Below are 24,345 nucleotides of genomic sequence, written 5' to 3'. Positions count from 1 at the left end.
GTAAGTACCCTTAAACCGAAATATTAAATACATTCATATTCCACTAACTATCTGAACAAGGATGTTCAAATGCCAAGAAAACCCCGTTTTTATTTACCGGGCATCCCGGCTCATGTGATCCAACGTGGAAATAGCCGCCAACCAGTCTTCTTTGAAACCAATGATTATCTGGCCTATTTAGCTTGGTTAAAAGAAGGCGCGGACAAACATGGTTGCGCCATCCACGCCTATTGCTTAATGACCAACCATGTCCATTTACTTCTAACACCGGAATCTCAGGAGGCAATCAGCAAAACCATACAGTTCGTAGGTCGGCATTACGTTCCCTATATCAATAAGTCTTATGGTAAATCAGGTACTTTATGGGAAGGACGTCACAAAGGCTGCGTGATCGATAGTAATGCCTATCTGTTTACCTGCATGCGATACATTGAACTCAATCCGGTTAGAGCGGGCATGGTCCAAAGACCCAATGATTATCGTTGGTCCAGTTATCGAGGTAATGCAACCCAATACACTGATAAATTGATTGCTCCTCATGCCTTTTATCAACAACTAGCCCAGGATATTCATAACAGGCAGTTTGCCTATCGTGAATTGTTCCGTATTGCACTTAAAGCGGATCAGGTTCACGATATCCGAACAACTGTTCATACTGGAACCCCCCTGGGTAATACTCGCTTTTGTGTGCAGATTGAAAAGAAGCTAAAGTGCAGAGTTGGCCAGGCTAGAAGAGGACGCCCAAAAGGAAAAGGGAATTAGTAAAAAAGGGTACTGACCCCCTCCAAACCTCAAGAAACAGGAGCATAAACCGCATGACTAAAAGGAAAGGTGTACTTCAGAAGATCTCGCTCATTTCTGCGGGAGTAAGCTTTCTGCTGGCTATTGCTTCCAGTGTAATGCTCTATTTTCAAATTGAGAGCGTGGGTAAGGATGACCCCATATCCGCCAGTTTCATGGCATCGACATTTTTCTTCGTTTGTGTTGGCGTTGTTCTTGCTGTGATTGGCAAAGCCGATTTACCCAGTTTTAAATCTGACAACTCTGAAACAGAACGTAACTAATCCTACCTAAATCGGAAAGGTGGTCATTTTTATCGAATTGTTTTTGTGAACCTTAGGCATCATTTTAATCATTGTATCAAATGTACAAATTCATTTGAGAATTGACCAGTTTCTGCTTTTCGAGCATCAACAGCTTTAAGAATGGAGTTTCAACTGCTTTTCCTCTTTCCTCTAACTTTGGATTGTATTTGGTTGGGAGATATCTGTGAAAATCTGCCTACCTGTAGAGACTGTCAGCGAAAACACCCAACCGCTCGGTGACCTCGATATCAGTGCAACTACGACTCACCATCTGTTGTATCCGCTTACACTTTGAATTCCAGGCTAAATCGTTGACTACTCATATGCTTCCTCCTATGCTCAGATCATAACCCGGAAGAGTCTGCCTTACCGTGGAAATGCCATTACTTCTTTGACTTGGCCGTACAACAAAAGACCACATACTTAATTATTCATATATGGTATTTATCTTTAAACGGAGCACACAATGACCAAAATTTTTGGTTTTATGTTTTGCCTTGTAGCATCTGCTGCTATAGCTGATCCACCTGATGATTACTCTTTTCTACCATTTGACAAAGCAATGGCACAAGCAAATGCTGAAACCAAAATCATGTTTGTCTATTTTGGCCGTTATGGTTGTGGCTATTGCGATAAGACTAATAAGGAAGCGTTTTCCGATCCCGGTGTTAAGGAACAGTACTCAAAACACTATGTACTGGCCTACGTAGATGCAGAGAGTGGAAATAGACTGCGTTTGCCATCTGGAGAACGTATTACGGAACGTGAGTTGGGCACCCGTTACAATGCATTTGTTACACCGATATTTACCTTCATGTCACCAGGTGGCAAGGTCATTACCCGAATGGTTGGCGTTCAAAGAATCGAAGACCTGGTGGATGCTCACAATAAAGTCCAACAGGCAATAAAAAAGGTAGATTCATCTTGAAGAGACTATATCAGCTGCTTCTTACGGCCATATTGATTTTCGCTACCTACCACTTATCTGCACAAACAGAGGTAATTATTACACCTATTAACGTAAGTGAACCTGCAAAACAAGGGATCTTTCACCATTTGGAATCATCGGGACGTCAGAATATTGCGGTATCGGGTAGCGTTGTGAGTGTTGTCTGGGAAGATGATAGTGATGGAACACCTCGCATCTATTTGTCTAGAAAGTCGCTGGATTCAAATACCTTCTCACCCAAGCTCAGGATCAGTGGTAATGGTGAAGCCTTTGAGCCATCGATACGTGCCCTGGGTGATGGTCGGTTTGCCATTGCGTGGGAAGAGGATGAGCAGGTTTCAGCACGTATAGTCAAAGCGAAAAAGATGGGGCCGATCGTTCAACTTGGAGAGAAAACCTCCGGCCATGCCAATTTATCCAGTTTGGATAACCAGATCTTGATTGTGTATAGGGAGCAGGCACAACGGTTTGGTCGTATCATTCTGCAAAAGCTAACAGTAGACAAACAGTTACATCTATCACCCGCACAACGTTGCCCAGTTGAACCGGGCCCATTGCAAAATGATCAGTTGTATCCAGTCATTTCTGTGCAGGGTGAACGTGTCAACATCGCCTGGGAAGACCGCCGGCTTGGACATACCGTAATCATGCATAGCCAAAGTGAAGTTGGTGATTCATGCAGGTTTTCCTCACCAACCCGTATCAGCGAACAACCACCAGGACCCAGGGCCGGGTATGGTTCCGGGCATGGTGTTGCGAGAGTTGCGTTAGCAAAATACGGCAATTCAGGTGTGTATGCTGTATGGGCTGATAAGCGAGATTTTCGAGAAGGCTACGATATCTATGGAGCCAATAAGCCTAATGATCAAGCATTTGAAGGAAATGTGCGAATTCAGGATGACTTTGGCACAAATTACCGCCAATGGCATGCCACGATCTCCGGTCATCAGAACGGACAATTGATAGTTGCTTGGACGGATGAGAGAGAGGGTTCCAAGGATGTTTGGTACAGCTGGCTGGAGGATGGAGAATGGAGTGATGATGTGCTACTCAGTGGCGCTTCCGGAAAGGGGGTTCAGGATCACCCTAGCATCACATTGGATAGCTCTGGAGACCTGCATGTTGCATGGGTGCATAGAGAAACTGAGGGGGGGCCAACTCAGATACGCTATTTATATGCACCACTTTAAGCGGGTAATAGTTAAGTAGTTTGCAAGCCTTAACCTCTTGGCTCGCTACAATACGTCGCTCCCTAAATGCTAACAAGACCATCAGCTCAGAGTCACTACTCGCTTACAATGCTCATAAGAAACTCCTCACCATGAATAATTCTTTGATAATAAAAAACCACAGAGAAAATGTATATTCCACTCATAACAGCAAAAGATAATTAACAAGATCTATAATTGGACATAAGAATTAGTCAGACGATACTCTATTTGGAGTAGTTATCATGAAGGCAGTTTGGAATGGTCAAATCATCGCAGAAAGTAACGAGACTGTAGTGGTAGAGTTCAACCACTATTTCCCTGTCAGATCCGTAAAACAGGAATATCTCAATCCAAGTGATACGACTTCAGTATGCCCATGGAAAGGTGTAGCACACTACTATTCACTTTCTGTAAATGGTGATGAGAACCTTGATGCAGCCTGGTACTACCCCACAACTTCGGAAGAGGCTAAAAATATAGAGGGTATGGTAGCTTTCTGGAAAGGCGTTGAGATCATCGATTGATCTTAACTAATTAAATAATCATATATTTATACCATTTTCACTGTCATAACACTCTATAAAAGGCTGAATATTGAAACTGTTGATCCTTTTCCATGGCAATCCAGATTTAGCAGCAGTTCAGGACTAGTCGATCTTCTCCTACACCTGTTAGAGTTGCTTCACCAAACCTCACTCAGGCCGGCTTGTTGTTCGCTCTCGATTGCCAGGAGAATTAGTTTGAAAAAAGTCTGTATCATCGGTGCTTCCGGTAAACTTGGTCGATACATGGTTCAGCATGCCTTGGACAGAGGATATCAGGTAGTCGCTGTCTGTAGACAACAGAGTGTCAGCAAACTATCTGATTTTAATAAAAAAATTACCATCTTTCCTGGCGCTACAAATGATCGGGAAGTGATCAAGCAGGCAGTTTCCGGTTGTGGTGGTGTCTTGACCGTACTTGTACCCTGGGGTATTCAGCAGTACTCATCCGGTACAGCACAGGCTGTTTTGGATTTTGCTGAGCCTGGGGCCCGGCTTATCTTTTCATGTGGTTGGCACATAAGTCGTGATGGGAAAGATGTCTACTCCTGGACTTTCAAGGCCATGGTCAATCTGATGGGTAAACTCGCCAGACTGATTCGGGTCGTTGAATTGGACGATCAGGTTGAAGCCTGCAGAAGAGTTTTTGAGAGCGAAACCCGGTGGACAGTGGTTCGCGGCAGCGACCTTGAGGAAGGTGAAAGCCAGGGACTACCGGTTTGGAGTCGGCATGTAGGCGATCCCATACTGAAGAGTAATCTCACACGTCGTATCGATTTTGCACTTTTCATGGTTGATGCCATGGAGAGAGACGAACTGATACACGAAGCGCCGGCGATCGTCGGGTGCAAATCGCCATCAGCACTTGAGAATAATTAGTCAATCTAGAGAGTTAAAAACCGTGGCATTTTCCTACTACAAATATCCCACCACTCATTATATTCATATGCAGCACCATGCTTAAAAATTAAATTATAAAATTACTACTCCTTGATAAACCTTATCGTGTTATATAAATCAGCCTGAACGTACCGATATAACTTAAGCCTGATAACTATCTTTTTTTGTTTGACAAAAAACCAAACACTTCAAATGCGATAATCCGTGGATGTAACTCACCCACAAAGGCAAGTATTTTGTTGAAGACTCCAGGGACTACCGATTTTTTTCCCGTCTGACATGCATGATAAGCAAGCTTGGCGATCTGTTTAGGTAATGGCCCAATGGGTAGTTGATAGGCCAACATATCCTTTGTTTCGGCGGTCTTTACAAAATCGGTGGCTGTTGCACCAGGTGAGAGCAAAGTCACGGCCACTCCTGAGCCTTTCAACTCCTTCGACAAGCCTGTACTCAAGGCACGCACATAGTGCTTACTTGCCACATAGGCCGCCCAGTTTGGTCCTCCAGTAAAATAGGAGACCAGTGACCCCAGGTTGAGTATCCGGCCACGCTTGCGAATCAGCATCTGCGGGAGAAACAGATGGGTCAGCTGAGTCAGTACCAGCATATTAAGTTGTAACATGCTGCTCAGTTTTGAGTAATCCCCCTCACGAAACAGACCACTCATCCCTACTCCGGCATTGTTGACCAGAATATCTACGCTCTTACCTGACTGTTCCATCTGTTCATAGAGCTTCTGGGGTGCCCCCGCTTCGGTCAAATCACGACTGATTACTGTAACCTCTACTCCGGTCTCCGTCTTGAGTCTCTCCGCCACACGCTGTAACGCTTCTTCTCCTCGGGCAACCAGTACCAGATTATGTCCATGTTCAGCGAACTCCTCAGCGATCGAAAGACCGATTCCCTTTGAAGCCCCAGTCACCAAAACAGTCGCCTTTTCAATTGGTTCCATGCCATGCTCCTGACGGGAATAGTACCTGCTGAGGATTTACACAATCACATAATCAAAAATGGTCACGCAGATCCGATAAGGATCGAAATACTCACTTGCAATATGCAAGTAAGTTAATCCTAGTGCACTTACTTGTCAATTGCAAGTTAGTTGATCCCATGCTAGGGCCTGTTAACACTAATCCAACAGTCTCTAGGTTTAAACCAGGGTCAAAGCCGATAACAACCGTAACACCACAAAGCGAACAGTCTGCCCTATTTCCTCAGCACTGGGTATCCTGAGTGATAAATGGAGCCTTCTGGTCGTCAGGGATCTGTTTACCGGTATAACAACCTACAATGATCTCCAATGCTCACCTGAAAAGAGACCGACGAACATCCTCGCCAATAGGTTAACGCGTCTGACTGGGCATCAAATCGTTGAGAAAAAACCTTACCAGCAACACCCTGTTCGCTATGAGGAGATCCTCACACCATAAGGTCAGGAATTGGGTCCAATATCAAAAATCCATGGTTGACTGGGGTGAAAAACATACCCCCGGCACCAAGGCAAAGACCAAAATGAAACGATGAAGATCAAACCGAGGATCTGGAAAGCTCTCACACTCTTTGTGATTGTGGTACTCATACTCAACCCAGACGTATGGGCTGGCTGTTTTTATCGACGCCGTCGGCCTGGAGATTTTCATGTTGATGGTTGAGCTGCAGATCGTGGCTCTATTTGGTGTTTTCTTTCACACCAGTATCAAACCCGCACTCACGTATATTCGCCGATTCAGGCTAAGTTACGAAGTTTTTCACTCTTCCTCAATTGCACCTGCAGCTATGATGCACTTGTTGGTATTCTCATCAGCACTGCCTTTTGTAATCTCCTGCGTTTAATCGCTGACGTCATAAGACGTGAACCTTACATTCGTCTTGTCGCTCAGAATCAGCCAATAGATCCTAAAAAGGTTGAAAGCCATTAAGCTGTCGTATAACAGGCCCGATGTGGGTTATTGATGGCTAGGGGAGTGGATCCTGGTCTTTGCCGGAATAACGGTATTCGATTAACTGGTGCTAAATGCTTTATAGCTCATTTACATTACACCTACGCCGCCCCATTCATAGATTCCCCATACAGCCAGGCTTTATGGGGTTATTGATTTCACAAGTATCAATATCATCTATAGTTATTAAGCTGATGGAGTAAACCATTCACCTATTGAAGCAAGGAACTCTTCATGTTGATCGAGTCCACTCAATCCACTCAGAGCAGCGAGCCGCCTCCATCTCCAAAACTCGCGCTACTTAACAGCGGCGGCATCACACCTGTCCCTCCCTCTCTCGACACCCGGGGAGATCGTAGCCAGGTAATGAGAGAACTCCAATGTTATTGTGCTGGCCTCTCTGCTCTGATCTATCGCTATAATCTGCAAGGCCTAAGGCGACTACTCAAACTTGAAGGCGCTGACACTTTTCAAGGTTTTACCACTGAGTTTGGCAAAGGTCTCCCTTCCGCCACGGCACTTTTCTCAAAAGTCGGCATGGGATTTGTTTATCAACAACGGGCCTGGCTGGTATTCCGGGGGTCTGATGATGCTTATGACTGGGATACCAATTTTCGATTTTTCAAGACCGATGAACAGCTCCATTCCGGTTTTCATGACGCCTGGTCGGGTATGCAAAACAGGGTTATCGAATGGTACAGGGAGGTCTCTGCAACCACCTCTTCCATTGTTATCACCGGCCACTCACTGGGTGGCGCTATGGGTGTGATAGCTGCAAAGACATTGGCCGAACAGCAACTCAACAACGTTGAAGCGGTACTCACATTCGGTGCCCCACGGGTCGGCTCGTCTGGCTTTGTTAAGCAATACAATCAGACACCGGCAGGCATTCAGCAACAGGATCACGTCAGACTCACGCTCGGAGAGGTCACCTATCAGAGCCGAATCGCTGATGACATCGTACCCAAGGTGCCACCCCGGTTTCTTAATTTCGAGCACTGTGGAAAACCAGGTGATGTTCTGTGGAACAATCCATACGATGCTACCAGCCACTTTGAGTCTGTCGCGGAAGAACCAACAACCGATACCACCATTGAATACAACTTCTTTCATAAATCTACTGATAGCGGCATACTCGAAACACTCAGTGGCGTAACAAAGTTGTTCTCCTCACTATTTCCGCTTCATCAGATGTTTTTCAGTACAGCCGACAGGTTGAAACAGGGTGGCATGAGTCATCGTATGGTTGGTTATCAGAATCGATTCGGCCCCTACCTCTCCTTCCGTTCCGCCATTGGACGGGATCAGAGCATCATTGAACAGATACAGGATGAAACAGAAAAAAACCAAACTGCAACATCGAAACCTGTACCGCTCAGTATTCATAGTCCGAGCGCATCCCACCCTTCTCTTGCGACAAACCAGTTTCATGTTGAAAAGGTCACTGGCTGGACGCCGGTACTTACCGGCGTCAGCTTGTTGGTGATTGTAGTGCTGGCCGCATCTGTCTTCGCAATGATTCGCTTTGTTAACCCTGAGTATCAGCTGATGGCAATTCTGTTACTTCTCGCCGGTACTCTCTCGCTGGGTTTAAACGCAATCAAAGAGATCAAAGGCGGATGAGCTGGTTCAGCTCGATGAACGTTCACTGTATGACGGCTTAAGGACATAGCAGATGGAAAAAGTTACAGGCATTGGCGGACTTTTTTTTCGTGCCGAGGATCCTGCAAAACTCTCATCCTGGTATGAGCAACATCTGGGGGTTACTCAACTTCCGACCGACTATGATCAATCCCCCTGGATACAGCAGTCAGGCCCGACCGTGTTTGCCCCGTTTGAAAATGAGACCGACTATTTTGGTGACCGGTCACAACAGTGGATGATCAACTTCAGAGTGGATGATCTGGAGCGCATGGTAGCTCAACTGCGCAGCCATGGCATTGAGGTCAGCGTGGACGAAACCCACTACCCGAACGGTCGATTTGCCAGATTCCGGGATCCTGAGGGTAATCCAATCGAGTTGTGGGAAGCGGCGAAATAGTCAATTCAGGGCCTGGTAGGCACGGATGATTCTTCCAGGCCGTAACGGTAACGGACCTGGCTGAGCCAGTGATTCGGCTGTTCCCGGCAGCACCGACTCCGACTGAAGATAGTGAAACAGTTGACCACCGTGGTTCTGTTCCACCACCAGGACCTTGGCGGTACCGTCGATCAGTTGAAGGATCTTATCCCGCTGCAGTGGCGCCAGCATTCGCAGTGCGATCACTCTGACCTTGCTACCAGAATGGTTCAGCTGATCCGCTGCCTCTTTGACTGCACCGGTACTGGAACCCCAGGTAATCAGACAGGTATCACCATCACCGAATACCTCAGCCCAGTAGTCACCGTAATCAAACTGCTTCAGTTTCTGTTGCCGTTTGTTGAGTTGTTCACGATGATCGCTGGCCATGCTGGAGGGGGTTCCCCGGTCATTATGCTCCAGTCCGTCAGCGGTATACATGCCGTCGGGTGTTCCCGGCAGGCTCATCGGTGAGATGTTTTCAGCCACAGTCTGGTAGCGTCGATAGTCTTCCCCCGGGTTATCCGTCACCGATCTTTTCAGTGGCAGATCGACCTCCTCTGAGGCTTCTATGATGGCCTGGGACTGACCGAGCGATTGATCGGAGAGCACCAGCGAAACCGTCTGCAGATGCTCAGCCAGTTGTACTGCCCATTGGGTGGTGAAGATAGCATCACGGATGGAGAGCGGTGCGAATACCAGATGCGGCGCATCACCATGCAGACCGTAGACAGCGATATTCAGATCAGACTGTTCGGACTTGGTGGGAATACCGGTGGAGGGTCCACCGCGCATTACATTGACCACGGTCACCGGGGTTTCACTGACCAGCGCCAAACCCAATCCCTCTACCATCAGGCTGAGTCCCGGCCCTGAGGTGGCCGTCAGGGAGGGCACTCCGCCAAAGGAGGAGCCGATGATCATGTTGATCGAGGCAAGCTCATCCTCGGCCTGCAGTAGTGCTCCCCCGACCTGCTCCAGTCTTGGCGCCAGCCATTCAAGGATTTCGCTGGCCGGGGTTATCGGATACGCGGCAACAAATTTGATACCGCCACGCAGAGCGCCGAGGCCACAAGCCTGGTTCCCGGTGATGCTCCAACGGTTGTCCTGCTTACCCGGAGGCGGTTGTTTGATCTGTGGACGACGATCGTGGTTGTAACCCAGCTCAAGCGCCCGCAGAGCACTTTCGACCACCTCAGGGGACTTGCTCTGCAATACCTCGCGGACACTGTTTTCCATGGCATCGAGGGGCAGACCACAAACCACCGCCGCCGCGCCCAACGCCACCATATTGATACGTCCATCCGGCAGACCGGAGGCGAAGGTCTTAAAGGGTATTTCACGGATTTCGGCGCCATTGCTGCGCAGCAGGGCCGGAACCTCGCCCGCCTTGGGGTCACAAAGTATCAGGCTTCTGTTTGACAGCGGGATCTCATCGGCGAAGCGTTCGATATTCAGCCAGTCAAGCGCCACCAGAAGATCGTATTCATCCCCCATGCACTCCACCGGTGAGGTACTGAACCTGACCATCGCCGCCGATTCACCACCACGGATCTGAGGACCTGCGGAGCGGGTCATCAAGCCCTGATAACCGCAATGTGCCGCCGCCTCGAGCAGAATACGGCCAGCGGTTACTGCGCCGCTGCCACCTGAACCGGTTATCGCTACCGAGTAGGGTTTGTTCAGGGCAGAGGGTTGTTGATCATTCATTAATGATGAGCACCTCGATTCTGCGATTGCTCTTCCTTCCAATCTCAGTCTCGTTGTTGGCCACCGGGCGTGCCTCCCCATAGCCGATTGCCGTTAATCGGGTTCTCTCCACACCACCGACCTTCTCAAGAAATGAGGCCACCGTCTCGGCCCGCTGTTGCGAGAGTTTGCGGTTAGTCTCATCCCCCCCAACCGAATCGGTATGCCCTGAGACCACCACATCGGGACTGGGAAAGGATTTGATTGCGGTAACGATCTTGTCCAGCAATTCGAAGTTCTCAGCCTGGATATCGGTACCGCCACTGGGGAAGTTGAAGGCTCTCATCTCCAACAGGATGTTGTGACCCTGCCGATAGACATTCGCCTCTTCGGCACTGAACAGATCCTGAATCTTATCGAAGCGGGCCTGAGCTTCCTGGTTCTGGCGCTCCACGGCGGCCAACCGGCTCTGCAGATCAATGCGCGTTGCCAGTTCGGTTTTACGTAACTCCGCATAGTTGGCCAGTTTGTCCTGCAGTACTTTCACCACTTCGTGATTGGGCTGATCAAATGGCAGTGGTTCATCCGTGGATTCGTTGATCTGTGCCAACTGCTTCTGATACCAAAGCAGAACATCCTCCGCAGAGTACTCTCTGTTGTCGAACTCTTTGATCAGTTCGGTAAGCTCGATACTTCTCCGCGCCTGCTTACTCGCTTCCAATGCATGGTTCTTTGCCTTGGTTCGCTGGGTTCTGTTGGTCTCAAGTACCGCGATGGCCAGCGCCAGCTCCTCTCGGGCCAGCTTCAGGGTCTTCGGTGCATACTCATCCGCTTCACGATTGATTGCCTGGGAGATGTCATAGCGGGCATTCTCGGTGGCATCCTGCTTCAGCGCCTCCAGTTCAATCTCCGAATAGCCTTCCAACATCTCGGGACGCCACTTCTTCGCCGCTTCAAGATCACCCTGCTCCACCTGCTCAGCCGCCAGACGCAACTTGTTGTCCAGAGCTTTGAATTGATCCGCCATCATGCTGTCGGCTTCTGCGGCAATCGCCAGCCGGCGGGCTTCCAGCACCTCACGCATCAATGATTTGGTAGTGATCGCATCGGTTTCCGCCTTGTCGAGAATCTCCCGCCCTTCACGGATCTTCTCAGCGACCGCTTCGTCTTTTTTGGATCGTCCCAGGGAGATGGCCTGGTTCAGTTTATTCTCTGCCTTGCGAAACCCTTCGGGTGCCAGATTGAAGAGACCGTTCGACTCATCCTCGGCCAGGCGTTTCCTAAAGCTCGCAATCTCGCCATAGGTTTCAAACACATCGGTCTGGGAGAGGGTTGGGGCCGTGGTACAACCGACAAACAACACTCCCAAAACAATGAGATAAGCAGATCTTTTTAGAAGCGTCATAGCTTACATCTCCGGGGCGTTCCAAGCATCAGCGGGACATTAAAATCGAGTCTCTGCCCACTCATCAACACGGCGACAGAAAGCGATAAACTGAGTCACCGGGCCAATGTACTGTTATCCACTCATCATATCATTGCCTTTGACCGGCTGCGACGACGGGGCTGGCAAAATCGATCGATGTCGACCTTACAGAATGTTATCCAGCAGCCAGAGGCGCAGCCGCAGAGTCAACTCCGGTGTATAGCCTACCGATACGAAGCGCACTTGACGGTTTTCATCGATGATATAGCTGGTGGGCAGCCCCCGGACACGCCAGGTGGATGAGAGTTTTCCCTGAGGATCATTGATGGTGGTAAAGCCAAGCTCATTGGCTTCAAGATAGTCGCTGACTTCTGCGGCCTGTCCCGACTGCATGGCCACTGTGACCACCTTATGATCTTCAGCCAGATCGTCGATTGCCGGCGCCTCAAGCTTGCATACCGGACACCAGGTTGCCCAGAAATGGACCACTACCGGTTCACTGCCGAGCGTTTCCAGATCGACGGGAAGCCCTTCCAGGCTGTTTGCCGACAGGGGTGGTGCCACACCTGCCACAAGATCACGGGTCTGCCAAAGATGGATCAGAAACAGCACCAGCAAGAGGCCAGCCAACTGGAACCCCCAGCTGAGCAGACGACGGGTCAGAGGCGGTTTTGCAGAGCTCTCCTGGTTCATTGGAATATTCCTGTGGTTGCCTTTCCCTGCGCTTCAGGTTTGGGGAATTACTCCCGCTCCTCTATCCAGGCAGCCTGGATCGCCTCGAGTATTTTCTCACCGGAGTGGTGTGGATCATCATCGAATTCATCCAGTTTGATCACCCAATCCCGCAGATCGACAAAGTTGAGCGTACGTGGATCCACGTCGGGATAGGTTTCGTCGAGTTCAATCGCTATGTTGAGACTATCCACCCATTTCAAACCCATGACAATCTCCCAATCAGTGATGTTCTGAAACCATATTGATGGTGTATTTCGGTATCTCGATCACCAGGTTTTCATCGCCAACCGTTGCCTGGCAGCTGAGTCTCGATTCAGGTTCGAGCCCCCAGGCCTTATCCAGCATATCCTCTTCCACCTCTTCCGCCTCCTGCAAAGAGTCGAAACCTTCGCGCACGATCACATGGCAGGTGGTACAGGCACAGGACTTCTCACAGGCATGCTCGATCTCGATACCGTGCTTCAATGCGGCATCGCAGATGGTCGTTCCCGGTTCCACATCGATCGCCGCCCCTTCGGGACAGATCTCTTCGTGAGGTAGAAAGATGACTTGAGGCATACGACTTCCTTTAAGCTGCGGAAACTAGGTTTAACTATTGTTCGAACTCATCGACACTGTGTCCCGACATGGCCTGCTGAATGCTCTGATTCATGCGTCTCTCCACGTAGAAGCCACAGCTTTTTTCGAGTTCGGCTATCTGATTCTTGATCTGCTCCTGATCGCCATCCTTACTCACATTACGCAGGGTTTCGAGGGCAGCATCCACCTGCTGACGTTCTGTCGCGTCCAACAACCTTTCCCCATCCTCGGCCAGTGCGGCCTGCAGCGCTTCGATCACCCGTTCCGCTTCGACCTGCTGCTCTCTCAGGCTTCGAGCCTGTTTATCTTCATCCGCGTGAGCAATGGAGTCACGCAGCATGGTTTCGATCTCCTGATCGGTCAGACCGTAGGAGGGCTTGACCTCGATATTGGCCTGTACACCACTGCTCTGCTCAATCGCACTGACACTCAACAAGCCATCGGCGTCGACGGCAAAGGTCACTCGGATCCGTGCCGCGCCGGCGACCATGGGAGGAATGCCGCGCAGTTCAAATCGGGCCAGCGAGCGGCAGTCCGAAACCAGTTCCCGCTCACCCTGCACCACATGAATCGCAATCGCTGACTGTCCATCCTTGAAGGTGGTGAATTCCTGTGCCCGGGCTACCGGTATTGTAGTATTTCGGCTGATCAGTTTCTCACTCAGACCACCCATGGTTTCTATACCGAGCGAGAGTGGAATAACATCCAGCAGCAGCATCTCATCACCGGGCTTGTTACCCACCAGGATGTCAGCCTGGATTGCGGCGCCTACAGCCACCACCCGATCCGGATCGATGTCCACCAGGGGTTGGGTATTGAACAGCTCACCGACTTTTTCCCTAACCCGGGGTACCCGGGTGGAGCCACCCACCATCACCACTTCCTGAACCTCGTCGACACTCACCCCCGCATCTCGCAAGGTGCGGCGGCAGGCCATCAGGCTCTTTGTCACCAGCGGGTCGACCAGGGTGTTGAACTGTTCACGGCTCAAACTACCCTGCCAACGCTCATCTGTTCCGATGGCGACTTCGATTTCTGTCTGTTGCGTCTGGGTAAGGGCCTCTTTGGCCGTGCAGGCGGCACGCATCAGACGCTTGACCATCCCATGGCTGACATTCTCATCGAGACCGGCCTGCTGCATGATCCATTCAGCCACACAGCGATCGAAATCATCGCCACCCAGTGCCGAATCACCACCGGTGGCCAAAACCTCGAAGACACCTTTGTTGAGTCTGAGTATGGAGATATCGAAGGTACCACCACCCAGGTCAAAGATGGCGTGCACCCCTTCAGCCCCTTCATCGAGACCATAGGCGACTGCCGCGGCAGTAGGTTCATTAAGCAGTCTCAAGACATGCAGACCCGCCAGCTTTGCCGCATCCTTGGTTGCCTGTCGCTGCGCTTCATCGAAATAGGCGGGTACGGTGATCACCACCCCTTCCAGGGGACCGCCCAGCGTCCCCTCGGCCCGTTCGGAGAGCTGTCTGAGCACTTCGGCTGAGACCTCCACCGGTGAGATATCCCCGGCTTCTGTTTTGATTCTGGGAACACTGCTCTGTTGGTCGACAAAATGGTATGGCAGTTGGCTGCCCAGGGTTTTGATATCGTCAACACCACGACCGATCAGCCGTTTTGCCGAGGAGATGGTGTTGAGCGGATCGTCCACTTCCGACTGTTTGGCTTCATAGCCGACTTCTATCCCGGATTGCAAATAGCGCACCACGGAAGGTAACAGATGACGCCCCTGCTGATCCGGCAGAGTCTCGGCCTGACCGCTGCGAACTGTGGCAACCAGTGAGTTGGTGGTGCCGAGATCGATCCCGGCGGAGAGTCGGTGCTGATGAGGGGCCTGGGCCTGACCGGGTTCAGCAATCTGAAGAAGTGCCATCTATCTCATTCCACTCAATTCAAACTATCTTCAAGTTCCGCCTCCACACGCTCCGTTTCCGCACGGAGCTTCTGTAGAAAGCGCATTTTCCGCAATATCTCTCGAGCCTCTTGCAGCTGCTCATCATTCGGGGTTTCAAACTGCATCGCTATCTGTGCCACCAGATCGGTGATCTGTTTGTTGATTCTGCCACTCAGGTCGAGCAGAGCCTCATAAGGCCCGGCCTGTTCCCGCAGGCTCTCCAGCTCTTCCCTCAACTCCATCTGCTGCATCAGAAAGGCCATGTCCTGGGTCGACTCGTTTTGCGCATCCATCTCCACCCCATGCAAGGAGAGCAGATAGGCGGCCCGGGCCACCGGATCCTTGAGGGTTTCAAACGCCTCGTTGATCAATGAAGCTCCCTGAACGGAGAGACGACGCTCCTGTTCAGTGCCGTTTGCATATCGGTCCGGATGCACCACCCGTTGCAGATCACGATAGCGATCCGCCAGGGAGGAGGCATCCACAATATAGCCCACAGGCAATCCAAAAAGATCAAAGTAATTTTTCGAAAAATCCAGCATATCGAAAAAAACGGCTGCCCTAAGGCAGCCGTCCCTTATCCTTTGTTAATGATGTTCTAAACCGTGAAACTTTCACCGCAACCACATTCGCCACTGGCGTTGGGATTGTTGAACTTGAAGCCTTCGTTCAACCCCTCCCGGGCATAATCCACCTCGGTGCCATCCAGATAGACCAGGCTTTTCTCATCGATGATGACCTTCACTCCCCGGTCTTCAAACACCTGGTCATCATCGTGTATTTCATCGACGAACTCCATTTCGTAAGCCATGCCGGAGCAACCTGAGGTGCGGACACCCAGACGAATGCCGATTCCCTTCCCCCGATTGGTGAGGAAGTTCTGTACACGCTGTGCGGCGGCTTCTGTGATCGTGATACCCATGTCTCTACTCTATCAGATCGGCAGGGAACAGTGCCGAAATTATTTCTCGTTTTTGTCCGAATAGTCCTTGATCGCGGCCTTGATGGCGTCTTCCGCCAAAACCGAGCAGTGAACCTTGACCGGCGGCAGAGCCAGCTCTTCGGCGATTTCTGAATTCTTGATCTCCTGCGCCTGCTCCAGGGTTTTACCCTTGACCCATTCGGTCAGCAGACTGCTGGATGCGATCGCAGAGCCACAACCATAGGTTTTGAACCGGGCATCTTCGATCACACCATCGTCATTGACCTTGATCTGCAGACGCATCACATCGCCACAGGCCGGCGCTCCGACCATACCGGTACCGATTTGAGTGTCATCTTTATCGAAGGCACCCACGTTACGTGGATTTTCATAATGATCCAGGACCTTGTCACTGTAAGCCATAATCTAACCTCGTAATGACGCGCCTAGTGCGCAGCCCATTGAATTGATTTCAGGTCGATGCCGTCCTTGAACATCTCCCATAACGGCGACAGCTCCCGCAGTCGCTCCACTTCGCTACGGATCTTGTTGATCGCGTAATCCACCTCTTCCACCGTGGAAAAGCGTCCCAGGGTAAAGCGGATCGAGCTGTGCGCCAGCTCATCCTCACGCCCCAGTGCGCGCAGTACATAACTCGGTTCGAGACTGGCTGAGGTGCAGGCGGATCCTGAAGAAACCGCCAGATCCTTAAGCGCCATGATCAGGGATTCCCCCTCGACAAACGCAAAACTGACGTTCAGGTTACCGGCCACACGATGGCTCTCGTCACCATTCAGGTAGACCTCTTCCATATCCTTGATACCGTCCCAGAGTCGTTGCCGGAGGCCGAGAATTCGTTCGTTCTCAGCGGCCATCTCCTGCTGGGCCAGGCGGAATGCCTCACCCATGCCGACGATCTGATGGGTTGCCAACGTACCGGAACGCATCCCCCGCTCATGGCCACCGCCATGGGTCTGGGCCTCCAGACGGACTCTCGGCTTGCGCCTCACGTAGAGGGCACCGATGCCTTTGGGTCCATAGATTTTATGTGCGGAGAAGGACATCAGATCGACCTTCAGGTTCTGCAGATCGATCGGCACCTTACCGGCACTCTGCGCGGCATCCACATGCAGCAGTATCTTGCGTTCACGGGTCAGCTCGCCGATCGCTTCGATGTTCTGGATCACACCGATCTCATTGTTGACGTGCATGATGGAGACCAGAATGGTCTCTTCCCGCAGGGACGATTCAAGCTTCTGCAGATCGATCAGGCCGTTCGGCTCAGGATCGAGATAGGTGATTTCATAACCCTGACGCTCAAGCTGTCGGCAGGTATCGAGTACCGCTTTATGTTCGGTCTTGCAGGTAATGATGTGGCGGCCCTTCTTGACGTAGAACTCAGCAACACCTTTGATCGCCAGGTTGTTGGACTCGGTCGCGCCGGAGGTCCAGACGATCTCTTTCGGATCGGCATTGACCAGATCCGCCACCTGTTGCCGGGCCTTGCCAACCGCCTCGTCGGCAGCCCAGCCAAAGGCGTGGGAGCGAGAGGCAGGATTGCCGAAATCACCATCCGGTGTCAGATAGCTGCACATCAATTCCGCAACACGGGGATCAACCGGCGTGGTTGCCGAATAATCCATGTATATGGGTAACTTCATCTCAAACTCCGACTCTAGAACTGATCAGGCCCCGGCAGGACCGCTGGACATATCTGTCATTGAAACATCCATGCCCGGATTCGCTTCCTGCTCCGGTTGTCCCTGTCGCTCTGCTACTTCACGAACCGCCTGACGGTCCATTAAATCCTGAAGGCTTATTTTGTTGAGATAGCCGTATATCTGATTACTCAAATCTGACCACAGATCGTGGGTCAGACAACGTTCATTGTTCTGGCAGTTGTGGGCGCCGTTACAGCGAGTGGTGTCGATATTCTCATCAACCGCAGAGATGACTTCGCCAACGAAGATCTCATTTGCATTGCGTCCCAGGCTGTATCCGCCACCGGGTCCGCGAACACTGGCAACCAGGGATTTTTTGCGTAAGCGTGAAAACAGCTGCTCCAGATATGAGAGCGAGATACCCTGCCGTTGAGCAATATCCGCCAAGGTGATCGGACCCTCTCCATAATGGAGTGAAAGATCCAACATTGCAGTCACCGCATAACGGCCTTTTGTGGTCAGCTTCACTTCGTCAGCTCCATGAATATTTCCAAACGCTAATATACATTCCCAACCAAATTAGTCAAGATTATCCCACCCTGATCATTCGGTGGTTTTCTCAGCTTCGGTGGATACCTCATCCAACTTTTTCAGCTCATCTGCTGTGGAGATGATCTCGCAGGAATCCAGATCCGGCAGCCGGGTGCCATCCTCATCGATACCGAGCTTCTTCATCGCCTCGCACATCGACTGCATCTTATTGTCCATGACGTGGATATGATCCAGCATGCAATTGATGGCATGGGCCACTGGATCGGTGGCATCCTTGGTTGCGCCATAGGCGTCGAAACCAATCTTTTTGGCGATCTCTTCCCGGTGGCCATTGGTCTCAGGCTTACTCGGTGTAATCAACTTGCCGGGGACACCCACAACCGTGGCCCCTTCAGGAACATCTTTCACCACCACCGCGTTGGAACCGATCCTGGCCCCTTCACCGACCTCGATCGGGCCGAGCACCTTGGCACCGGCACCAACCACCACATCGTTGTGCAGGGTCGGGTGTCGTTTACCCTTCTCCCAACTGGTGCCACCGAGGGTCACGCCATGATAGAGGGTGCAATCGTCACCGATCACCGCTGTCTCACCAATCACCACACCCATGCCGTGATCGATAAAAAACCGTCTTCCGATCACCGCTCCCGGATGGATCTCAATCCCGGTCAGCAATCTGGCGAGATTGGAGATGATCCGCGCCAGCCACTTCAGCCCCAGATTCCATAATCCGTGTGAGAGACGATGAAAGATCACCGCATGCACACCCGGGTAGGTGGTGATCACCTCAAAGGCATTGCGGGCGGCAGGATCACGCTCGAAAACACTCTGGATATCCTCTTTCCAGCGTGAAACTTTACGTTCTCCTGATTCTTGCAACTGCTTACCTACGACTGGTTGTGTTAACGGTGAGGTCACTCTATGCGTCCAGAAAGTGCAATCGGGCTGTCTTTAACTACAGGCCGGATCCGGTATGAAACAGAGGTTCCATAAGCATAATGGTGGCATGAGGGGAGCAGATTATCCACAATCCCGCACAAAATACTAGGGTATTGATCAATCGAGTTCCATACCAGCCATGAGACAACAAGCTAACTATTTGTTTTTATAAGATATATTAACTTGATCCCAAAGAGCGAAAAGGTATGATTTCCGATCCGCCTAACGGCGCATCGATTTACGCCCCTGCATCGCACTGAAAATACCCCGCAGGATGTTGACCTCGTCTTTGTCGAGCCGCGCCCGTTGAAACAGACTGCGCAGTCGTCTGAGCAGTTTTTCCGACTGCCGTGTATCGGTAAAACCGATATCATCAAGCGCCTGTTCCAGGTGACTGTGGAAGCTCTGCAGCATATCCGCGGTGGCCAGATCCCTGGCTGGTTCTGCCTCGGCTGGGGTCTTCTGCAAGTTCGCCAGATAGACCTCGTAGCTCAACACCTGAACTGCCATGCCGAGGTTGAGAGAGCTGTACTCCTGATTGGTGGGGATGTGTACCAGAAAAGTGCAACGATCCAGTTCGCTGTTGGTGAGACCGGAGCGCTCCCGACCGAAAACCAATGACACATCCCCCAGTTCCGCCTCGGCCACCAGCTTTTGCGCCGACTCTCTGGGGGATGTGACGGGCCAGTTGACGGTTCGGGCCCGGGCACTGGTGCCGACCACCAGACGGCAGCCATCGAGTGCCTGATCCAGCGTCTCCACAACCTTGGCCCGATCAAGCAGGTCATCGGCTCCGGAAGCACGGGAGGTGGCTTCCGCATCAGGAAACTGCAGCGGATTGACCAGATAGAGTTGGGAGAGGCACATGTTTTTCATCGCCCTGGCAACAGCACCGATATTGCCCGGGTGGCTGGTATCGACCAGCACGATTCGGATATTGTTCAGCATAACCGGGTAAGATTACCTGAATCGATGATTCGATTGTAGCCGCTCTAGGCCCTCATCGAGTCTCTGCCCTACAGCAGGCATTTTTATGGCACTGACCGCAAGGTGTGCCCGCCGAGATCGGATTTCGACTGGTCAGGGCAGACTTGAAGTCCTGAAAAGGAGAGATTTCATCGCCGGGGGATTGGGATCCGGAAGAAAGTGTTTATCCCGCCAGCCACATGCTGTATCCTCGCCGCCCATGAATCCCATGGTAAATATAGCTGTACGTGCTGCCCGCGAGGCCAGTAAGGTGATCACCCGCAACTTCAATCGGGTCGACCGACTGACCATCGCCGACAAAGGCAGTAACGACTTCGTCACCGAAGTGGACCGCAATGCGGAAGCCGCCATCATCAATGTGTTGCGGGAGAAGTTTCCCAGCCATGGCATTCTCGCTGAAGAGAGTGGCCATCAGGCCGGTGACGACTATCAGTGGGTCATCGATCCCCTCGACGGCACCACCAATTTTCTGCACGGCTTCCCCCAGTTTGCCATCTCCATTGCGCTGAAGGTCAAAGGCCGCCTGGAGCTCGGCGTGGTCTATGATCCGATCAATGAAGAGATGTTCACCGCCAGCCGTGGTCAAGGGGCTCTACTGAACGATCATAAAATCAGGGTCTCCCAACGCAAGAGTCTGGATGGCGCCCTGCTGGGCACCGGACTCCCCTACCGGGACTTCCGGTTCGAAGAGAACTACATGGGTATGCTGCGTGATCTGATCAAAGAGAGCGCCGGTATCCGTCGCCCAGGCTCAGCCGCCCTCGATTTCGCCTACCTGGCCGCAGGCCGGACGGACGGTTTCTGGGAACTGGGTCTCAGTGAATGGGACTTTGCCGCCGGCGCCGTACTGGTCCGGGAAGCCGGTGGCCTGGTCACCGATATTGGTGGTGGAGAACGCTTCCTGGAAACCGGTAATGTGATAGCCGGCAATGTGAAGGTCCATAACGCCATGCTGAGACGCATCCGCCCCCACCTGGACGACAAACTCACCGCTTAATTCCCAGGCGTAAGAACCAGGTTCACAGATTGCAGATAGTCGCCGATCTGCTGCTCAAGAATTGCCCCAAATAACCGTTAGTTGGAGTGTAGACAACCTCTCACCCGGATGGGCAATCGCAGATGCTAGAAGACCTTAAAAAAAAGAAAACTCTGAGTGACCGAGCGCTTGAGCTGGTCATGCGTGATGTGATGAGTGGACTGATGGATGTCTCAATGCAGTTAGGGAAAGAGTGCCTGGAAACATCATCGGCCGAGATCTTAATGACCTCACATGACGAGAAGACGGAGGCGATACGAAGCGGTAAAAAATTGCAGCAGAAGTAACAGCGAATCACATCGCTTACTGGTGATTGCAGGCCCGTCATATATGGACCTGCAATCAACTTCAACCAGTAATCAAGAACCGATCTGTTCTGCATCGGCTTGTGGAATACTCTCCCTCTTACGCCCCCTCAGGGCGTTTCATCCACCACCTCATCATCCTTCTTCACCGGCATCAGATCGGCCCGGCTGACGCCCATGGATATCACTGAACTACTGGCGACATAGATGGATGAGTAGGTACCGATCACCACACCCACGATCAAGGCCAGGGCGAAACCGTGAATGATCTCACCACCGAACAGGAACAGAGCGATCAACACCAGCAAGGTGGTACCGGAAGTGATCAATGTTCTGGAGAGGGTCTGATTGACCGAGGTGTTGATGATCTCGACCGTCTCCCCTTTGCGCATCTTGCGAAAATTCTCACGGATGCGATCAAACACCACGATGGTATCGTTGAGGGAGTAACCGATCACCGCCAGTACCGCAGCCAGGACCGGCAGATCGAACTCCACGTGAAACAGGGCAAAGAAGCCGACCGTGATCAATACGTCATGTACCAGGGCGATCACCGAACCGACCGCAAAACGGTACTCAAACCGCAAACCGACGTAGATCAGAATGCCAATCAAAGCGTAGAGCATGGCCAGGCCACCCTTCTCGGTAAGCTCTTCACCCACCTGGGGACCGACAAACTCCACCCGTCGCAGTTCAGCCTCTGAAGTAATGCCCTGCATGGCGCGGAAGGCGCGATCACTCAGCTCGGCACTCTCCATCCCATCCTGGGGAGCCAGTCTGACCAACACCTCCTGAGGGGTGCCGAAGTGCTGTACCACCGCTTCCGAGAAACCATCCTTATCCAGCGCCTCGCGAACGACCGCAAGCTCAATCGCCTCGGGGTATTTCACCTCGACCAGGGTACCACCGGTGAAGTCGATGCCCAGGTTGAGCCCCCGCGCGATGATCGCACCCAGTGCGATCAGCAGCAGCACAGAGGAGAAATAGATCGCCAGCTTGCGTTTCCCCATCAAATCGAGATAAGTGCCTTTTTTCAATATCTGCATCTGTTTAGCCTCTTCAAATCGCCAGGGATTGCACGCGCTTACGGCCGTAGATCCAATTGATCACGGCACGCGTGCCGATAATGGCGGTAAACATGGAGGTTAAAATACCGATCGCCAGGGTTACGGCGAAACCTTTGATCGGACCGGTACCGAAACTGAATAGCACCACCGCCGCGATCAGGGTGGTGATGTTGGCATCGATGATGGTTGAAAAAGCCTTCTCATAACCGGCCTGAATACTCGCCTGGGGTGAATTGCCGTTGGCGATCTCCTCACGGATACGCTGGAAGATCAACACGTTGGCATCCACCGCCATACCGACGGTGAGCACGATACCGGCAATACCCGGCAGTGTCAGTGTGGCCTGCAGCATCGACAGAATGGCAACGATCAACACCAGATTCATCACCAGGGCCATATCCGCCACCAGTCCGAATACCCGGTAATAGATCGCCATGAAGACCATCACCAGCGCCAGACCGATCATCACAGAGGCAAAGCCCTGGTCGATACTGTCCTGTCCCAGGCTGGGTCCGATGGTCCGCTCCTCGACGATTTCGATCGGTGCGGCCAAGGCACCGGCGCGCAGTAACAGGGCCAGATCCCGAGCCTCTTCCGTGGTGTCGAGTCCGGTGGTCTGGAAGCGACGGCCAAAGGGTTCGCGAATGGTGGCGATGGAGATGACCTCCTCCACCTTGCGTTTCACTTTCACCGCCTTGCCGTCGACCATACGGGTGGTGGTGCGGTTCTCGATGAACACCACCGCCATCGGCCGGCCGACATTTTCGTTGGTCATGCGCCGCATACGCTTGGCGCCAACCCCGTCCAGACTGACAAACACAGCGGGTGAGCCGGTCTGCTGATCCAGGCCTGAGGAGGCGTCAACAATCTGATTACCGGTAACGATCACCCGTTTTTTCAGCAATACCGGTCGACCATCACGCTCGTAGTAGAGGCTGGCGCCTGGTGGCACACGCCCGTTGACCGCATCCTCGACACTGTGTTCGGTATCCGCCAGACGATACTCCAGGGTGGCAGTGGCACCGAGAATCTCCTTCACCTTGCCGGGATCCTGGGCACCGGGGAGCTGGACCACGATACGTCGTACCCCCTGCTGCTGGATGGAAGGCTCTGAGATACCCAGGGCGTTGACACGATTACGCAGGGTGGTGATGTTCTGCTGCAGGGCAAATCGTTGAACTTCCTGCTTCTCAGCCGGGGAGAGGCTGACCTCCACCAGGAAGGCCTCCTCCTGGTCGATATCCTTGACATTCAGGTTGCGAAATTCGTTGCCGATCAGTTCGATCGCCTGATCCCGCTTTTCAGCGGTATTGAATTTCACCACAACCCGTTCATCTTCACGGCTGATGCGGACATAGCGCAGCTTCTCTTCCCTCAGCAGGGTCCGGATATCGCTGCTGTAACGCTCGGCCGCCTGGGTGATGGCGGACTCCATGTCCACATCGATCAGCACGTGGATACCACCTCGCAGATCGAGACCCAGATACATGGGTTCCGCACCCACACCGATCAGCCAGTCGGGCAGATCGGGGGCCAGAGTCAGCGCCGGAGTATAGTCTTCTCCCAGGGCTGCGGCGATGTGATCCATCGCTTTCAGCTGATCTTCCGAGGAGTTGAAACGTACCAGCAGTTTCTGCTGCTGCATCTCCATCCGTTTGACACTGATGCCCAACTGCTGCAGTGCCTGTTCGACCCGACTCTGGGTGGTTTGGTCCACCACCGCATCACGGGTTGCCGAGATCTCCATGGAGGGATCCTGACCGAACAGGTTGGGCAGCGCGTACAACGCACCCAGCAGGACCACCACCAGAACCATCAGATTCTTCCAAATTGGATATTGGTTCATTGTGTT

General features: G+C 52.0%; 27 protein-coding genes. 11 read left to right on the top strand and 16 right to left on the bottom strand.

What is annotated here, in order from left to right:
* Positions 1 to 69: 69 nt before the first annotated feature.
* The 6 genes from A3193_RS04115 to A3193_RS04090 all read left to right on the top strand — a co-directional run bounded on the left by A3193_RS04115 (position 70) and on the right by A3193_RS04090 (position 4,666).
* Positions 70 to 762 (top strand): transposase, encoded by a 693-nt coding sequence (locus A3193_RS04115; RefSeq protein ID WP_069014147.1) that lies wholly within the window; start codon positions 70 to 72, stop codon positions 760 to 762.
* Between the two features lie 53 nt (positions 763 to 815).
* Positions 816 to 1,064: a hypothetical protein gene (locus A3193_RS04110; protein WP_069004927.1), complete on the top strand. Its 249-nt coding sequence runs from the start codon at positions 816 to 818 to the stop codon at positions 1,062 to 1,064.
* A gap of 487 nt (positions 1,065 to 1,551) precedes the next feature.
* Entirely contained in the window at positions 1,552 to 2,013 is a 462-nt protein-coding gene (locus A3193_RS04105) for a thioredoxin family protein (RefSeq protein ID WP_069014146.1), read from the top strand.
* Positions 2,010 to 3,224, top strand: coding sequence for a hypothetical protein (locus A3193_RS04100; RefSeq protein ID WP_069014145.1), 1,215 nt, complete (start codon positions 2,010 to 2,012; stop codon positions 3,222 to 3,224). The genes A3193_RS04105 and A3193_RS04100 overlap by 4 nt, the downstream gene beginning before the upstream one ends.
* 263 nt (positions 3,225 to 3,487) lie before the next feature.
* Positions 3,488 to 3,769 (top strand): DUF427 domain-containing protein, encoded by a 282-nt coding sequence (locus tag A3193_RS04095; RefSeq protein ID WP_069005299.1) that lies wholly within the window; start codon positions 3,488 to 3,490, stop codon positions 3,767 to 3,769.
* Positions 3,770 to 3,985: 216 nt separating this feature from the next.
* Positions 3,986 to 4,666 carry an NAD(P)-dependent oxidoreductase gene (locus A3193_RS04090; RefSeq protein ID WP_069014144.1) on the top strand — a complete coding sequence of 227 codons (681 nt, stop codon included), beginning with the start codon at positions 3,986 to 3,988 and terminating at the stop codon, positions 4,664 to 4,666.
* A gap of 175 nt (positions 4,667 to 4,841) precedes the next feature.
* On the opposite strand, the gene A3193_RS04085 is transcribed toward A3193_RS04090, so the two are convergent.
* Positions 4,842 to 5,639, bottom strand: a complete 798-nt coding sequence (locus A3193_RS04085) for an SDR family NAD(P)-dependent oxidoreductase (protein WP_069014143.1) — start codon at positions 5,637 to 5,639, stop codon at positions 4,842 to 4,844.
* A gap of 256 nt (positions 5,640 to 5,895) precedes the next feature.
* On the opposite strand from A3193_RS04085, the gene A3193_RS21060 reads away from it, so the two are divergent.
* From A3193_RS21060 to A3193_RS04075, 3 genes are all read left to right on the top strand, one after another.
* Positions 5,896 to 6,117, top strand: a complete 222-nt coding sequence (locus tag A3193_RS21060; protein ID WP_083218700.1) for a winged helix-turn-helix transcriptional regulator — start codon at positions 5,896 to 5,898, stop codon at positions 6,115 to 6,117.
* A gap of 744 nt (positions 6,118 to 6,861) precedes the next feature.
* Positions 6,862 to 8,250: a lipase family protein gene (locus tag A3193_RS04080; protein WP_083218555.1), complete on the top strand. Its 1,389-nt coding sequence runs from the start codon at positions 6,862 to 6,864 to the stop codon at positions 8,248 to 8,250.
* A gap of 52 nt (positions 8,251 to 8,302) precedes the next feature.
* Positions 8,303 to 8,668, top strand: a complete 366-nt coding sequence (locus tag A3193_RS04075; RefSeq protein WP_069014141.1) for a VOC family protein — start codon at positions 8,303 to 8,305, stop codon at positions 8,666 to 8,668.
* On the opposite strand, the gene A3193_RS04070 is transcribed toward A3193_RS04075, so the two are convergent.
* The 13 genes from A3193_RS04070 to trmJ form a co-directional block, all read right to left on the bottom strand.
* Positions 8,669 to 10,396, bottom strand: a complete 1,728-nt coding sequence (locus tag A3193_RS04070; RefSeq protein ID WP_069004919.1) for a 2-oxoacid:acceptor oxidoreductase subunit alpha — start codon at positions 10,394 to 10,396, stop codon at positions 8,669 to 8,671.
* On the bottom strand, positions 10,389 to 11,780 hold the full coding sequence (locus tag A3193_RS04065) for an OmpA family protein (protein ID WP_069004918.1): 1,392 nt from the start codon (positions 11,778 to 11,780) through the stop codon (positions 10,389 to 10,391). The genes A3193_RS04070 and A3193_RS04065 overlap by 8 nt, the downstream gene beginning before the upstream one ends.
* A gap of 186 nt (positions 11,781 to 11,966) precedes the next feature.
* Positions 11,967 to 12,494: a protein disulfide oxidoreductase gene (locus tag A3193_RS04060; protein WP_069014140.1), complete on the bottom strand. Its 528-nt coding sequence runs from the start codon at positions 12,492 to 12,494 to the stop codon at positions 11,967 to 11,969.
* 47 nt (positions 12,495 to 12,541) lie between these two features.
* Positions 12,542 to 12,736, bottom strand: a complete 195-nt coding sequence (iscX, locus tag A3193_RS04055) for a Fe-S cluster assembly protein IscX (protein WP_349675608.1) — start codon at positions 12,734 to 12,736, stop codon at positions 12,542 to 12,544.
* A 19-nt stretch (positions 12,737 to 12,755) separates the two neighbouring features.
* Positions 12,756 to 13,094, bottom strand: a complete 339-nt coding sequence (gene fdx / locus A3193_RS04050) for an ISC system 2Fe-2S type ferredoxin (protein WP_069014139.1) — start codon at positions 13,092 to 13,094, stop codon at positions 12,756 to 12,758.
* A gap of 34 nt (positions 13,095 to 13,128) precedes the next feature.
* Positions 13,129 to 15,003 carry a Fe-S protein assembly chaperone HscA gene (gene hscA / locus A3193_RS04045; protein ID WP_069004915.1) on the bottom strand — a complete coding sequence of 625 codons (1,875 nt, stop codon included), beginning with the start codon at positions 15,001 to 15,003 and terminating at the stop codon, positions 13,129 to 13,131.
* 14 nt (positions 15,004 to 15,017) lie between these two features.
* On the bottom strand, positions 15,018 to 15,566 hold the full coding sequence (gene hscB, locus A3193_RS04040) for a co-chaperone HscB (RefSeq protein ID WP_069004914.1): 549 nt from the start codon (positions 15,564 to 15,566) through the stop codon (positions 15,018 to 15,020).
* Positions 15,567 to 15,622: 56 nt separating this feature from the next.
* A complete protein-coding gene (gene iscA, locus A3193_RS04035) occupies positions 15,623 to 15,946 on the bottom strand; it encodes an iron-sulfur cluster assembly protein IscA (RefSeq protein WP_069004913.1) in 324 nt (107 codons plus the stop codon).
* 39 nt (positions 15,947 to 15,985) lie between these two features.
* Positions 15,986 to 16,369 carry a Fe-S cluster assembly scaffold IscU gene (gene iscU, locus A3193_RS04030; protein WP_069004912.1) on the bottom strand — a complete coding sequence of 128 codons (384 nt, stop codon included), beginning with the start codon at positions 16,367 to 16,369 and terminating at the stop codon, positions 15,986 to 15,988.
* 23 nt (positions 16,370 to 16,392) lie between these two features.
* Positions 16,393 to 17,607 (bottom strand): IscS subfamily cysteine desulfurase, encoded by a 1,215-nt coding sequence (locus A3193_RS04025; RefSeq protein WP_069004911.1) that lies wholly within the window; start codon positions 17,605 to 17,607, stop codon positions 16,393 to 16,395.
* A gap of 24 nt (positions 17,608 to 17,631) precedes the next feature.
* Positions 17,632 to 18,135: a Fe-S cluster assembly transcriptional regulator IscR gene (gene iscR / locus A3193_RS04020; RefSeq protein WP_068988385.1), complete on the bottom strand. Its 504-nt coding sequence runs from the start codon at positions 18,133 to 18,135 to the stop codon at positions 17,632 to 17,634.
* A gap of 75 nt (positions 18,136 to 18,210) precedes the next feature.
* A complete protein-coding gene (gene cysE, locus A3193_RS04015) occupies positions 18,211 to 19,038 on the bottom strand; it encodes a serine O-acetyltransferase (protein WP_069004910.1) in 828 nt (275 codons plus the stop codon).
* A gap of 282 nt (positions 19,039 to 19,320) precedes the next feature.
* Entirely contained in the window at positions 19,321 to 20,046 is a 726-nt protein-coding gene (gene trmJ / locus A3193_RS04010; RefSeq protein ID WP_069014138.1) for a tRNA (cytosine(32)/uridine(32)-2'-O)-methyltransferase TrmJ, read from the bottom strand.
* 238 nt (positions 20,047 to 20,284) lie between these two features.
* Here trmJ and suhB point away from each other — a divergent pair, with 238 nt between their 5' ends.
* A complete protein-coding gene (gene suhB / locus A3193_RS04005) occupies positions 20,285 to 21,082 on the top strand; it encodes an inositol-1-monophosphatase (protein ID WP_069004908.1) in 798 nt (265 codons plus the stop codon).
* A gap of 122 nt (positions 21,083 to 21,204) precedes the next feature.
* Positions 21,205 to 21,408: a hypothetical protein gene (locus A3193_RS04000; protein ID WP_069014137.1), complete on the top strand. Its 204-nt coding sequence runs from the start codon at positions 21,205 to 21,207 to the stop codon at positions 21,406 to 21,408.
* A gap of 128 nt (positions 21,409 to 21,536) precedes the next feature.
* Here A3193_RS04000 and secF read toward each other — a convergent pair whose 3' ends face one another.
* Entirely contained in the window at positions 21,537 to 22,472 is a 936-nt protein-coding gene (secF, locus tag A3193_RS03995) for a protein translocase subunit SecF (protein ID WP_069004906.1), read from the bottom strand.
* Positions 22,473 to 22,485: 13 nt separating this feature from the next.
* Complete coding sequence (gene secD, locus A3193_RS03990) at positions 22,486 to 24,339, bottom strand: protein translocase subunit SecD (RefSeq protein WP_069004905.1); 1,854 nt, start codon at positions 24,337 to 24,339, stop codon at positions 22,486 to 22,488.
* Between the last annotated feature and the right edge of the window lie 6 nt (positions 24,340 to 24,345).

Origin of the sequence: Candidatus Thiodiazotropha endoloripes (genome assembly GCF_001708965.1) — a bacterium.
GTDB lineage: Bacteria > Pseudomonadota > Gammaproteobacteria > Chromatiales > Chromatiaceae > Thiodiazotropha > Thiodiazotropha endoloripes.
Note: the sequence above shows the minus strand (reverse complement) of the source record. Positions and strands in the feature narration are given on the sequence as shown.